We start from the raw sequence: 13769 nt of genomic DNA, 5'->3' as shown, positions 1-13769 counted from the left end.
ACTATTTGATAGTCAAATAGTTGTCTTTCTAGGGCCTCCGCCTTTACGGCTTTTAGGTTATTATTTCGGAATATCCAGGCCCCAGTTGCGGCCTTTTTCCACGGCCGGAACGCCGGTTGTAAGCCACACGGGGGCAGGCGCCCCTTTCAGGTAGTGGTCGAAGAATTGCAGCTCCCGGATCGAGATGTCCTTGCGGTTTTCGCGCTTCACCAGGTTGTGCGCTTCGCCGTTGTATTGCAGCAGCCAAACGGGTTTGTTGAGGCGCCGCAAGTCGGTAAACATCTCGATGCCTTGGTACCACGGCACGGCGCCATCAGCGTCATTCGACATGATGACCACGGGCGTCTGCACCTTTGGGAGCGAGAATAGCGGCGAATTCTGGATATACAGCTCCGGCTTTTCCCACAGCGTGCCGCCAATGCGGCTCTGCGTGTGCTCGTACTGAAACTGCCGGCTCATGCCTGATTCCCAGCGGATTCCGCCGTAGGCCGAGGTCATGTTCACAACCGGCGCGCCGGCCCAGGCGGCCGCGTACATGTTGGTTTGGGTGATCAGATACGCGACCTGGTAGCCGCCCCAGCTCTGGCCCTGGATGCCGACGTGCGCCGCATCTACCCAGCTGTTTTTCTTCAGCGCATCCACTCCGGAGTTCACATATTCCACCGCCGAAGGGCCCGGCGCGCCGATGGTGTAGCTGATATCGGGCGTGAAAACCAGGTAGCCGTTGCTGGCAAACATGGCAATATCCAGCCGCGAAGGAGTAGGGGCGGGCGCCGTGTATTTGTACAGGCCGTCGGAGAGCTTTTCGTAGAAATACACGACCATCGGGTACTTTTTGGCCGGGTCGAAGTTCTCGGGTTTGTATAGCACGCCCGTGGCTTTGAAGCCTTTCGGCGTGGTCCAGTGCACCAGCTCGGCCGTAAACCAGTTGTAGTCTTTCTGCTGGGCGTTGATGCTGCTGAGCTTCTTTTCCTTCTTCAGGTCGCTGCTCACGTACACGTTTGCCGACTCGCTGACGTTGGACTTGGTATAGAGGAAGTTATCCGAGTTTTTGGCCTGAATAAGCGTCGAATAACCGAATGGCGCCATCACCGCGAGCTGCGGGCTTTTGGTGCTGGCAATGTTCTTTTTATAGTAGCCCCACTGCTTGTTGGTTTCGTTCTGCACGAGCAGCCACAGGTTATCCTTCGGCTCGATAAACTTCTTTTTCTCGACCGGAATGGTGTAGCGGAATATCAGCTTGTTGGTGCGCCCGACGCCGTTTGTGAAGTTGGTGGCCGCGCCGGTTGCCGGATTGATTTTCCAGATGTCGTAGCGGTCGTTGATCAGCACGGCTTCGTCGTTTTTGGTCCAGGCCGAAATGCCGTAGGGCTGCGGATCGTCGGGCGAGTCGTTTTCTTCGTCGGTGAAGGAAACGCCCGCTTTTTCGGTCAGGTTAGTAGTTTTGCGGGTGGCCACCGAAAAGGAAAACCAGTTTTTGGAAGCGTAATCGTACCACACGGCATACTTGCCGTTCGGCGACAGCTGAAACCGGCTTTTAGCCGCCTTCGGGTTGATGGCAATGCGTTCGCCCGTGAGCGTCGAAACCAGGTACGCCTGCTTCAACGTCGTGCCTTCCCACTGCATCGAAACCCGCTTGCTGGTGTCGGTAGTGGCCAGCACATACTCGGCATCGTTGAGTTCGGCCACGAATGATTCGGGCAGGTACTGATCTTCGATCTGGATGAATTTGTTGCCCTGCTTGGGGTAGATAACCGCCAGGTAGTTGCGCTGAAGGTCCTTTTTCAGGGTTTTCAGCTGCATGGGCTGCAAGTAGTCGTCTTTGTAGTTCCAGATGTCCAGCTTGGCGTGCTCAAACTCCACCAGCGTAGTATCCTGCGGAATAGGGTCGGGGGCGGTGCCGAAAAACAGCTTATCGCCGCTCTCGCTGAAGATGATCTTGCCGAAGCCGCTGGGCGACCAGCCCGTTTTCAGGACTTTGGCGCCCGGCTGCACCAGCACGCGGGCGCTGTCGGCCCCGAAATCGGAGTAGTACAGGCTGAAGGGCTTGACCAGCGCTTTTTCGGGGTGCTTTTCGGCCGCGAAGGCCAGCTGCTTGCCCGCATCGTCGAAAGCCAGGTTTTTGTAAACGCCTTTCCCAGAGCTAATTAGCTTTACATCTCCGGAAGCCAGGTCGTACACATACAGCCCCGATTTAATGGTTTTGCTGTTTTTGGGCGCCGACACGGCAAAGGCCGCTTTGTTGCCCAGCTTGCTGATCTGGTAATCGGTGACAGCCTCAAACTGACGCTTGGTGCCGGTCAGCAGGTTGATGACGGTGAGGGTGGCGCCTTCTTTTTTGGTTTCGAGCAGCTGGTCGGTGATCTTCTTGACCGTATCGACCGGGGCTTTTTTCAGCGAGTCTTTCACCGCCGGCTTCACGGCCAAAAAAGCCACGGCCGCCGCTTTTTCGGCCAGCTGAAACGACCGGACATTCGGATACTTCGTGAGCTTGCCCGACTCAAGGGCATAAATGCCCAGCGAATCCTTGGGCATATCGGCGGGCTTTTTCTTTTTGATTTTGGCCTGCCGAACTACCTGATACTGAGGCTTGATGCTGAACACCGCAAACTTGGAATCGGCGGAGAACAGGGCCGAATCGCCGCGGCTCACGAGCCGGAGCGTGCGGTTGGTGGCCGTTTTGAGGTGCAGCGTGCCGTCGCCCTGCTGGGGCTTCACCTGAAACAGTACATATTTGCCGTTGTTGCTAATCTTCTGATTAACAACGCTTTGCCACTGGTCATAGACGGAGTGATCGAGGGGTTTCTTGGCAGGCTGCTGCGCTACTACGGTTTGAAAGCCAACGGCTAAGCAGGCCAAAAGCGAAAGGGACTTGTGCATTCACAAAGGGGGTATTCCCGAAATAAGGGGGTAGAAAAATGTGCAGCCTCCAAGCCGCTAATCGGAACTACAAGCGATACACCAGCCGCGTAAGCACAGTGCGGATGAAATCATGTTAAAACTAAGAAGAATGAAATATAAAGTCCGTGTGCGGACGAATTTATACCCCCCAATCTCCCAAAATGCCCCGCGCCGGCTGGCGCGCCGGATGCTACTATTGTAGTAAGGCTTTGCAGCCCGATTTTCTGACCGCCCAAGCTGCCCGAAGCGCACGCCGCCGGTCGCTTCCTAACCCACCCAACATGGCCGTTTCTCGCTTTCTGACCGCCGCCTTGCTGCTGGCCGGCGGGGTTGCCTCCGCCCAGCCGACCCCCAACGAATGGGAAAACCCGCAGGTGTTTGAGCAGCACAAGGAAAAGCCGCACGCCAGCTTCATGGTGTATGAGCGCGCCGCCGACGTTGCCGCCGACGACTACCGCCGCTCGCCTTACTACCAGTCGCTCAACGGCGACTGGAAATTCAGCTACGTGCCGCGCCCCGCCGACCGCCCGCTTGATTTCCAGCAGCCCGGCTTCAACGATGCTGCCTGGAAGAGCATTGCCGTGCCGTCGAACTGGGAGATCCAGGGTTTCGGCACCCCGATTTACACCAACATCGTGTACCCTTTCCCCAAAAACGCCCCGTTTATCGATGGGCGCGACAACCCGGTGGGCAGCTACCGGCGCACCTTCACGGTGCCCGCCGGTTGGGCCGGGCGCGAAGTGTTGCTCAACTTCGGCTCGATTTCGGGCTACGCCGTAGTATATGTCAACGGGCAGCGGGTGGGCATGAGCAAGGTAGCCAAGTCGCCGGCTGAGTTCGACATTACATCGTACCTGAAGGAAGGGGAGAACGTGTTGGCGGTGCAGGTAACGCGTTGGCATGATGGCAGTTATCTCGAAGATCAGGATTTCTGGCGCCTCTCGGGCATAGACCGCGACGTAGCCATCTACAGTCTGCCGAAGCAAACTATCTGGGACTTTTTCGTGCACGGCGACCTGGATGCGAGCTATCGCAACGGCCAACTCAGCACCGATGTGACGCTGCGCAACTTCGCTACCACGGCCGGCGCGCCAGCCCGTGTCGCCGTCGAAATAGTGGATGCCAGCGGCAAAACCGTGCTGCGCCAGCAGCAGGCGGTGCCCGCGCTCAGCGCCACCGGTACGCAAACCGTCAGGCTGAGCGGCAGCATCAAAAACGTGCGCCCCTGGACGGCCGAAACGCCGACGCTTTACCAGTGCCGCCTCGCGCTGGAAGATGCCCAGGGCAAAACGCTGGCCCTGACCGGCTGCAAAGTGGGCTTTCGCAAAGTTGAGATTAAGAATGCCCAGCTGCTGGTCAATGGGGTGCCGCTGGAAGTGCACGGCGTAAATCGCCACGAGCTGGAGCCGACTACGGGCCGCACGGTGACCGAAGCGGGCATGCGCCACGATCTGGAACTGATGAAGCAGCACAACATCAACGCGGTGCGCACTAGCCACTATCCCAACGACGAGCGCTGGTACAAGCTCTGCGACGAGTACGGTTTCTATCTGGTTGATGAAGCCAACATCGAAACCCACGGTTACGGAGCCGAATTGCAGGGCTGGTTCGACAAAACCAAGCACCCGGCCTACCTGCCCCAGTGGGCGCCCGCCCACCTCGACCGCATTGAGCGGCTGGTGGAGCGCGACAAAAACCACCCGTCGGTGATCATCTGGTCGATGGGCAATGAGTGTGGCAACGGGCCGGTGTTTCACGACGCTTACAAGTGGATTAAGCAGCGCGACCCCGGCCGCCCCGTGCAGTTTGAGCAGGCCGGCGAAGACGTTGACACCGACATCGTGTGCCCCATGTATCCGGGCATGAACTCGATGAAAAAATACGCCACGGCCACCGACAAAACCCGGCCTTACATCATGTGCGAATACTCGCACGCAATGGGCAACAGCAACGGTAACTTTCAGGAATACTGGGATATAATTCGCAGCAGCCCCCACATGCAGGGCGGCTTTATCTGGGATTGGGTAGACCAAGGTCTGAAAACCAGCACGCCCGACGGCCGCCTTTTCTATGCCTACGGCGGTGACCTGGGTGGCTATTTGCGCCAAAACGACGAGAACTTCTGCGCCAACGGCCTGGTAGCTGCCGACCGCACCCCGCATCCCGGCTTGTACGAGGTAAAAAAGGTGTACCAGGACATCCGCTTCAGCGCTGCGCAACCCGCTAGCGGCCGCGTTACGGTGCACAATGGCTTTAGCTTCAGTGACTTAGATGGATACGTTTTCCGCTGGGAACTGCTTCGTAATGGGGTAGTTGCGAAGCAGGGCAACTTTGCCGTGAAGCTGGCTCCGCAGCAACAGAAAGAGGTTCGCTTGCCCGTGCCTTCGCTGCCCAAGCAGGCCGGCGCGGAATACGTCCTCAACGTCTTTGCCCAAACCAAAAGCGCCGCGCCGCTAGTGCCGGCGGGCCACGAGGTCGCTCGCGAGCAGTTTCTGTTGACGCCGGCCGCCACGTATTTCTCTGCAACACCGGCTCGCGCGGGTGCCCTGCAAGTGCAGCGGGACGGCGACAAGCTCACCTTTACCTCGGGCGATGTGCGCGGGGAATTCAACACCAAGCAGGGCCGCTTAACTGATTACCGTCTGCGCGACAAATCCGTGATTGGCAGCTATCCCGAACCGTATTTCTGGCGCGCGCCCACCGACAACGACTTCGGCAACGGCATGCCGCAAAGCCTGGGCGTGTGGCGCACGGCCCACGCCGCCCGCAAGGTGCAGCGCGTGACGGTAGGCGAACAGTCGGCGGCGGGTTTGCCCATTAAAGTAGAGTATCTGCTGACGGACCTTGGCGCGCCTTACACCGTGGCTTACCTGATCGGCGACGACGGCGCCGTACAGGTAACGGCAGCTATTGACCTGACAAGCAAAGAGTTGCCGGAGTTGCCGCGTTTCGGGATGCGCCTGGAATTGCCCCGGCAGTTCAGCCGCATTCAGTATTACGGCCGCGGGCCGTGGGAAAACTACAACGACCGCAACTCGGCCGCGCTGCTGGGCACGTACCGTGATTCGGTGGCCGGGCAGTTTACCCGCACCTACATCCGGCCCCAGGAAAGCGGCTACCGCACCGACGTGCGCTGGGTCACGCTGACCAACGCCGAAGGGCTCGGCTTGCGTCTGGAAGGACTACAGCAGCCTATTTGCTTTAGCGCTCTGCCGTACCGGGCCGAAGACCTCGACCCCGGCCTGACCAAAAAGCAGCAGCACCCCACCGACCTGCGGCCCCGCGGCGCGGTGTTCGTCAACGTCGATTTGAAGCAGCGTGGCGTGGGCGGCGACAACAGCTGGGGTGCTTTGCCGCACGATGCCTACCGCCTGCTCGACAAAACGTATTCCTACAGCTATACCCTGCGGCTAGTGGATGACAAGGCGCCGCAGCCGTAAGCCGCGCCCGGCGCGGAAATCTTAACTTACTAACAGGGCCGACTGCCGGAAATGCACCGGCGGTCGGTCCTGTGTAAAGCTCACTGTATGAATAAGTTATCAATCGAGTGCTTGCGCCTGGTTTTCCTGCTGTTGATCGTCAGCGGGTGCAGCGGAACGAAGGTCGCGACAGCCCCCACACCAGCGACGGCCGCACCGACGCCGGTCGGGTTGGGTTGGGCCAAAAACAACGTCAACGGCGCGGTATTTCGCAAAAACTCGGTGGTGAGCTTTAAGCAGGAGCAGTACACCGCTTTTTACGATTCGGCGGGCTACGTAACGCTGGGCAAGCGCACCTTGCCCAACGGCCCGTGGCAGGTGCAACGCACTCGCTATCAGGGTAAAGTGAGCGACGCGCACAACATCATCAGCATTATGGTAGATGGCGCTGGCTACCTGCACATGTCCTTCGACCATCACGGCAACCCCCTGCGCTATTGCCGCAGCGTGAAGCCCGGTTCGCTCGAACTGACGGAGCTGCTGCCCATGACGGGCCAGCAGGAAAACAACGTTACGTACCCCGAATTCTATCGGTTTCCGAGCGGCGATCTGCTGTTTGTGTACCGCGACGGCAGCTCCGGCAACGGCAACATGGTCCTGAATCGCTACGACCTGAAGATGCGGCAGTGGACGCGCCTGCACACCGCCCTGATCGATGGGGAAGGCCAACGCAACGCCTATTGGCAGGTCGCGATGGATGCCAAAGGCACCATTCATGTGTCGTGGGTGTGGCGAGAGGCGCCGGACGTGGCCTCTAACCACGACATGGCCTACGCGCGCTCCCGCGACGGCGGCAAAACCTGGCAGAAAAGCACCGGCGAGCAATATCAAATTCCCATCACCGAGAAAACCGCCGAGTACGCCTGCCGCATTCCGCAGCGCAGCGAGCTGATCAACCAGACGTCCATGGCCGCCGACGAGCAGGGCAACCCCTACATCGCGACCTATTGGCGGCCGGCGGGCACGGCAGTGCCGCAGTATCAGTTGGTGTATAATGTTGATAATCAATGGCATACGATGCAGGTGTCGCAGCGTACTACGCCCTTTAGCCTGAGTGGTGCCGGCACCAAGAAAATTCCGATTTCGAGGCCCCAAGTAGTTGTCGAGAAGAAGCAGGGCAAAACGGCCGTGTCGGTGGTGTATCGCGACGTCGAGCGCCAGGACAGAGTGGCCGTGGCGCAGTGCGATGACCTGAGCCAGAACAAGTGGTCCGTCACCGACCTGACCACCGAATCGGTGGGCAACTGGGAGCCCAGCTACGACACCGAGCGCTGGAAACAGGCCGGCGTGCTCGATCTGTTTGTGCAGCGCACGGGGCAAGGCGACGGCGAACAGCTGGAGCAGCTGGCTCCGCAGCCCGTGTATATTTTGCAGTGGAAGCCCTGATTTGTAAGTAGATACACGGCATTTGCTCCTTGCTTCATGAGAAAAGCCCTGCTGATGCTTTCGCTTACTGCTGCCCTGGCCAGCGGCTGCGCTTCTTCTCACCAAGCCACGCAGTACCCCGGCTGGAAACTGGTCTGGGCCGATGAATTCAACACTAACGGCCGGCCGGACCCGCAGAACTGGCAGTTTGAAAACGGCTTCGTGCGCAACCACGAGTTGCAATGGTACCAGCCCGAAAATGCCCGCTGCGAAAATGGCCGGCTCATCATCGAAGTGCGGCAGGAGCAACGCCCGAACCCTGCTTATCAGCCCGGGAGCAGCGACTGGAAGGCCAGCCGACCAAGCATATACTATACTTCGGCTAGCCTGAATACCAAGGGGTTACATAGCTGGCAATACGGGCGCTTCGAGATGCGCGGCCGCATCGATATCAGCCCCGGGCTGTGGCCGGCCTTCTGGACGCTGGGCGTGGGAAAGGAGTGGCCGTCCAACGGTGAAATCGACATTATGGAGTTTTACCAAGGCAAGATCCTGGCTAATGTCGCTTCGGGTACCAGCAAGCAATACACGGCTAAATGGCGTAGCCAGACCAAACCCGTAGCCGAGTTTCGGGACCCGGACTGGGCTAAGAAATTCCACGTCTGGCGCATGGATTGGGATGCGCGGTTTATTCGCCTCTACGTCGATGATTTACTGCTGAACGAAACCCCACTCACGGAAACCGTCAACGAGGACGGTACAGGTTTTAACCCTATGCAACAGCCTCATTACGTGTTGCTTAACCTGGCGCTGGGCGGCGATAACGGCGGCCCACTGACGGGCACGGCTTTCCCCAATAGCTTTGAAGTGGACTACGTGCGCGTGTATCAGCGGGCAGACAGCCAATAAGCTGGCTTAACTGGCATCGTTCGATACGGCAGTGTGGCTTTTGCAGATAACACACAAAAAGAAACTCCAGAGGCTTTGGGCCCCTGGAGTTTCTTTTAAGCGACTCGCAAGTCGTATCCGATGGGCTTAATACCCAGGATTTTGCGATAGTGCACCGTTGTTGAGGTCGCGCTCCGTTTGCGGGATGGGCAGCAGCACATTCTTCTGCGTCAGACCGGAAACTGAGGCGCCGTTCAGGCGCGTGGTGCGCTCAACCAAAGTGCCGGTGCGTACCAGCGTGAGGCGGCGCTGCTCCTCGCCGATCAGTTCGCGGGTGCGCTCATCGAGGATGAAGTTCAGGGTGATGTCGCCGGCCGTAACCTGATCAGCTTTGGCGCGGGTACGCAGCACGTTGATGCTGGCGGCGGCTCCGGCCAGGTTGCCCTGCTTAAACTGTGCTTCGGCCAGCAACAGGTAAGTTTCGCCTAAGCGCATCATGGGAATGTCCTTGATGGTGCCGTAGCCAAACTCATCGGCCGGATCGTACATGGCCCACTTGGTGATGTACGGGGTGATGCGGAAGAGCGTATCGGAGCCAGTAGCAATCACGCGCTTGCCGTAATTGGCCGATTTGGGGTCGTTGTAGTAGAAGCGGCGGCGCAGGTTGTACTTGGAGTTGCGGATATCGTTGGCCGCAAACAGGCGGTAGTCTACCCAGTTGCTCAGGCGCATCCGGCCAATGCCGCGGCCGCCCAGCGAGTCGGCGACGAGCATGCCGGAGATACCGTAGTAGCCCGGGATCCACATGCGGCGCTGCTGCGCGCTGGTTGTGCCACCGGGGATGTTGAGTTGCTGCTCAATGCCCCAGATCAGCTCGGTATTGCCTTGGCTGCGGCGCTGGTTGCCCACCACAAACATATCGGAGTAGTAGTCGCCCGGCTGGCCCGACCTCACGCCGTAGCGAGCGGTGATCAGCTTAAACAGGCCGCTGCTGATAATGGCCTGGCACTGCTGCTCGGCCAGGTTGTTCTGTCCGGTGCGCAAGTACACTTCCGCCAGCAATTGCTGCGCCACGGCCCGGTGAATGCGACCCGACGCCAGCTTAGGGTTGTTAACCAGAGAGAGGTTGGGAATTGATGATGTTAAGTCATTGATAATAAACGTGTTAACTTCTGCTAGCGGCGTACGGGTATAGTCGTTGCGCGGGCCGGTAGCAGGCTGGTCGATCAGCGGCACGTCGCCGTAGAGCGTCGCCAAGAAGTTGTAGGCGTAAGCGCGGTAAAATTTGGCTTCGGCCGTGATGCGGTTTTTGTAGCCCTGCCGCACCGTGGCGGGCGCAATCGAGGCCTGCTGAATGATGACGTTGGCGTTGTTGATAGTGCGGTACGCCCAGCTCCACCAGATGGAGGCCGCCGCGTCCTGTGAGTTCAGCAGGTTGTAGTTGTAATACGGCACCTCCACGCCCTCGGGGCTGCCCGGAATGCAGACGTCGGTGCCGAGCTGCATGGTGCCCAGCAGGCCCTGCCGGGCATCGTAGGTGTATTGCTCCCGCACCACCGACATCAGGCCGGCCATGCCCGCCTCAAAGCCCAGCGAATCGACCAGGGAAGTTTGGGGCGTGTAAAGCGACTTGGGATTTTCGTCGAGGAAAGTGTCTTTGCAGGAGCTCAGGAGCTGCGCTACGGTGAGCAGTCCAAGAAAGCTGATGATTATGCGTTTCATGAAGTAAATGCTAGAGGAGGTGGGAGGTTAGCGCAAGCCCAGGTTCAGGCCAAACACGTAGGACGCCACGAGCGGGAAGTTGGCGCCGATGCCCGAAGGAATGCCGTTGCCGGAGCCGTTGCCCTGCGTGTAGTTCTGCTCAGGGTCCCAGCCGATCCAGTCAGTCCAGGTATAGATGTTGCGGCCGCTCACGTACACCGAGGTGCTGCCCAGCTTCAGCTTATCCAGCAGAGTCTGGGGCAGGGCGTAGCTCAATGTCACGTCCTTGAGGCGGGTGTAGCTGGCATCCTTGGGGTACGAATAGCCGCGCGTATTGAAGTAAGAAAGCGCGGGGCGGTCGTTGCTCTTGTTCTCAGGCGTCCAGTAGCCCACGGCCGCTGGCTGGTTGATGCGGTAGCTGAAGTCGGCGCGGTTCAGGATGTCGTTGCTGCGCAGGATGCCCTGGGCCGTCTGGAGGAAGATGCGCAGGCTCAGGCCTTTATAGGCAAACGTGTTGGTAAGGCCCGCCGTGTACTTGGGCAGCGAAGTACCCAGATACATGCGGTCGTTGCTGTCGATCTTGCCGTCGCCGTTCAGGTCGGCAAACTTCAGGTCGCCGGGTTTGGCGCCGGGGTCCAGGCCCGAAGGATCTTCGCCCTGCTGCCACACCCCGATCATCTTGTAATCATAAACGGCGTTCAGCGGCTTGCCGATGAAGCGGCGGTTGGCAATGTCGTCGGTGCCGTTGCCGTACAGTTCCAGAATCTTGTTACGGTTGCGCGTAAAGTTGAAGCTCGTGCTCCAGGTAAAGTCACCGTGCTGCACGTTCACCGTGTTCAGGGCCACTTCAATGCCGCGGTTCTGCACCCGGCCAATATTGTCAAGTACGCTGCTGTAGCCGTTGATGATGGGGATTAGGCGCGCCAGCAGCAAGTTTTTGGTGCGGGCGTCGTAATATTCAAACGAGCCCGAAACCCGGTTGTCAAACAGGCCGAAATCCAGGGCGACGTTGCTGCTGGTGGTACTTTCCCACTTTAGCTTTGAGTTGCCTAACGTATTGGCTCTGAGGCCCGTAAAGGTTACGCCGCCGTAGGTGTACTGGAGCTGCGTCTGGCCCGTGATGGTCTGGTACGGGTTGATGCCCTCATTGCCCGTGATGCCATACGAGTACCGCAGCTTCAGCAGGTTGACTTTGCCGTTGTCTTTCAGAAACTGCTCGTTAGCCACATTCCAGCCCAGTGCTACCGAAGGGAAGGTGGCATACTTGCTGGCCTGGTCGCCGAATACCGACGAGCCGTCGCGGCGGGCCGTTACCGTAAACAGGTAGCGGCTGTCGTAGGAGTAGTTCAGGCGGCCCATTTGCGAGAGCAGCGAACGGCGCTCGTCGTAAGAGCTCAGCGTGGGCGGGATGCTGCCCGAACCGATGTTGTTGTAGCCGGTCTGGTCGCTGATGAAGCCGCTAGCGGTTTCGGTAGTGGTGAAGTAGGTGTTCTGCTGGGCACTGTACAGGCCCGTCAGGTCGAAGTGGTGCTTGCCGAAGTCGCGGTTATACACCACAATGTTCTCAATGGTGTAGTTGTGGCGCTCGTCGTTGGTGATGACGCCCGTACCGCGCAAGTCGTTGGCTAGCCGGCCCGTGTAGTTGGCGTAATGGTAAGGGCGGTAGGAGTAGCTGCCGTTCAGGCGGTAGGTCAGACCCTTCACAAAGGTGGGCTGCACCTCGGCGTAGAGCGTGCCCGTGAGCTGGTTCACCTTGCTAACGCGCGTGGTGGTCAGGCCTAGCAACGGATTGACAAACAGTGCTTCCGGCTGCATCGCCTGGATTTTATAAGTGCCGTCGGGGTTGTAGGGCACGCCATACGGGCTCATGGCCTGCGCCAGCGCCAGGTTTACTTGCCCGCCGTCGTCATTGGAGCTAGCGTAAAACGCCGACGTGCCCACGCGCAACCAGTTGGTGAGGTTGGCGTCGAGGTTAGAGCGAATGCTAACGCGCTGAAATTGGTAGCCCCGCAGGATACCCTTTTGTTTGAAGTAATCACCTGATAGATAATACTTTACATCAGGGGTGCCACCCGAGAAAGACAGGTTGTGGTCTTGCACGAAGCCTTGTTGCCCGATGAGCTTCAGCCAATCGGTGGTTTTGCCGGCCTTGTAGTTTTCCAGCTCGCCAAAGTTGGGCAGCGGGTCACCGGTGATTTTAGCCTGCTCTTTATAAGCCTGATACTTAGCCGCATACGCCGGGCCGTCCATCGGCTTCAGGGTGTTGGTCATGTACTCCGGGCCCGCGTAGCCCGTGTAGCGAATCTGGGGCTTGCCGGTTTTGCCGTGCTTGGTTGTGATCAGGATTACCCCGTTGGAGCCGCGCGTACCATAAATGGCCGTGGCCGAGGCATCCTTCAAAATTTCCATCGAGGCGATGTCCGTGGGGCTGATGTCGTTTAGGTTGCCCGGAAACGGCACCCCGTCCAGAATGATATACGGATCGGTGTTGGCCGTAATGGAGCGTACGCCGCGCACCTGAATTCGGGGCTGAGCCCCCGGCGCGCCGGAAGTCGTGGCCACCGTCACACCCGCCACAGCGCCTTCCAGCGCCTGCGCCACGTTGCCTACGGGCAGCTTTTCCAGCCGGTCCGTCGGTACCGAAACTACGGAGCCCGTTACGTCGGAGCGTTTCTGCGTGCCGTAGCCCACTACCACCACCTCTTTCAAGGCTTGGGCATCGGGGCGGAGCTGCACGTTGACGCTGGTGCGCCCGTTGAGCGCCACTTCCTGCGCCAGATACCCCACAAATGTCACGACCAACGTGCCATTGGCATTGGCTTCGGGCACGCGCAGCGTAAAGTTGCCTTTGTCGTCGGTGCCGGTACCGATGGTGGTACCTTTCACCACGACTGTCGCGCCGGGCAGGCCCTGGTTGCGCTCGTCGGTGATGGTGCCGGTCACGGTGATGTCAGCTGCGGCAGTAGCCGCCGGAAGGGCCGTTGCCCAATCCGGACTCGTCCGGTCAGCAGCAATCGGGATGCTGAAGGCGGAAGTAGATTTCAGGAGCGCAAGCGCCCCACAAAAGAGTAGCCATTCTCTTTTCATAAGTACTGAGGAAAAATTGACATCCTAACCTGCGTCAGGATGGGTGGGAGATGAAGAAGCACGCCTGGAGCGGAAACCTTTTCGGACGCTTTCGGCCGGCAAGTATCAAGGGGAAAGGACTGCCAGATGAGGTGTCGAAAATGGTGCTGGCCAATGGCTAAGCACCGCGGTTTACACAGCCTAAATGTAGCGGGCCTCCCACCGGATTTGGTGGGTGGTTTTGGTCAAAATAGGGGGGCAAATTAGATCAGATGAAACAGCCTGTTTATTTTATGGTTCAGGTTGTTGTTATTGTGAATTATTGATAATCAATGGTTTATTTAGATAACTATGTGGATAAATTTTAAA

6 protein-coding genes are annotated in these 13769 nt (G+C 58.7%); 3 read left to right on the top strand and 3 right to left on the bottom strand.

The genetic code is table 11. The features are described 5' to 3' along the window. Positions 1 to 60: 60 nt before the first annotated feature. Entirely contained in the window at positions 61 to 2880 is a 2820-nt protein-coding gene (locus tag FHG12_RS00895) for a S9 family peptidase (RefSeq protein WP_139513685.1), read from the bottom strand. Positions 2881 to 3182: 302 nt separating this feature from the next. On the opposite strand from FHG12_RS00895, the gene FHG12_RS00890 reads away from it, so the two are divergent. From FHG12_RS00890 to FHG12_RS00880, 3 genes are all read left to right on the top strand, one after another. Next, positions 3183 to 6341 (top strand): glycoside hydrolase family 2 TIM barrel-domain containing protein, encoded by a 3159-nt coding sequence (locus FHG12_RS00890; RefSeq protein WP_139513683.1) that lies wholly within the window; start codon positions 3183 to 3185, stop codon positions 6339 to 6341. Positions 6342 to 6428: 87 nt separating this feature from the next. Beyond that, complete coding sequence (locus FHG12_RS00885) at positions 6429 to 7766, top strand: BNR repeat-containing protein (protein ID WP_139513681.1); 1338 nt, start codon at positions 6429 to 6431, stop codon at positions 7764 to 7766. 36 nt (positions 7767 to 7802) lie between these two features. Next, positions 7803 to 8654, top strand: a complete 852-nt coding sequence (locus tag FHG12_RS00880; RefSeq protein WP_139513679.1) for a glycoside hydrolase family 16 protein — start codon at positions 7803 to 7805, stop codon at positions 8652 to 8654. 126 nt (positions 8655 to 8780) lie between these two features. Here FHG12_RS00880 and FHG12_RS00875 read toward each other — a convergent pair whose 3' ends face one another. Both FHG12_RS00875 and FHG12_RS00870 read right to left on the bottom strand, forming a co-directional pair. Then, on the bottom strand, positions 8781 to 10355 hold the full coding sequence (locus FHG12_RS00875) for a RagB/SusD family nutrient uptake outer membrane protein (protein ID WP_139513677.1): 1575 nt from the start codon (positions 10353 to 10355) through the stop codon (positions 8781 to 8783). Between the two features lie 27 nt (positions 10356 to 10382). After that, a complete protein-coding gene (locus FHG12_RS00870) occupies positions 10383 to 13421 on the bottom strand; it encodes a SusC/RagA family TonB-linked outer membrane protein (protein WP_139513675.1) in 3039 nt (1012 codons plus the stop codon). Positions 13422 to 13769 lie beyond the last annotated feature (348 nt).

The sequence above is a fragment of the Hymenobacter jejuensis genome (assembly GCF_006337165.1).
Taxonomy (GTDB): domain Bacteria; phylum Bacteroidota; class Bacteroidia; order Cytophagales; family Hymenobacteraceae; genus Hymenobacter; species Hymenobacter jejuensis.
This window is presented reverse-complemented; position numbering and strand designations above follow the sequence as displayed.

Coding starts and splice junctions, on each gene's coding strand:
- FHG12_RS00885 (WP_139513681.1), top strand. CDS start 6,429: ATGAATAAGTTATCAATCGAGTGCTTGCGCCTGGTTTTCCTGCTGTTG.
- FHG12_RS00875 (WP_139513677.1), bottom strand. CDS start 10,355: ATGAAACGCATAATCATCAGCTTTCTTGGACTGCTCACCGTAGCGCAG.
- FHG12_RS00870 (WP_139513675.1), bottom strand. CDS start 13,421: ATGAAAAGAGAATGGCTACTCTTTTGTGGGGCGCTTGCGCTCCTGAAA.
- FHG12_RS00880 (WP_139513679.1), top strand. CDS start 7,803: ATGAGAAAAGCCCTGCTGATGCTTTCGCTTACTGCTGCCCTGGCCAGC.
- FHG12_RS00890 (WP_139513683.1), top strand. CDS start 3,183: ATGGCCGTTTCTCGCTTTCTGACCGCCGCCTTGCTGCTGGCCGGCGGG.
- FHG12_RS00895 (WP_139513685.1), bottom strand. CDS start 2,880: ATGCACAAGTCCCTTTCGCTTTTGGCCTGCTTAGCCGTTGGCTTTCAA.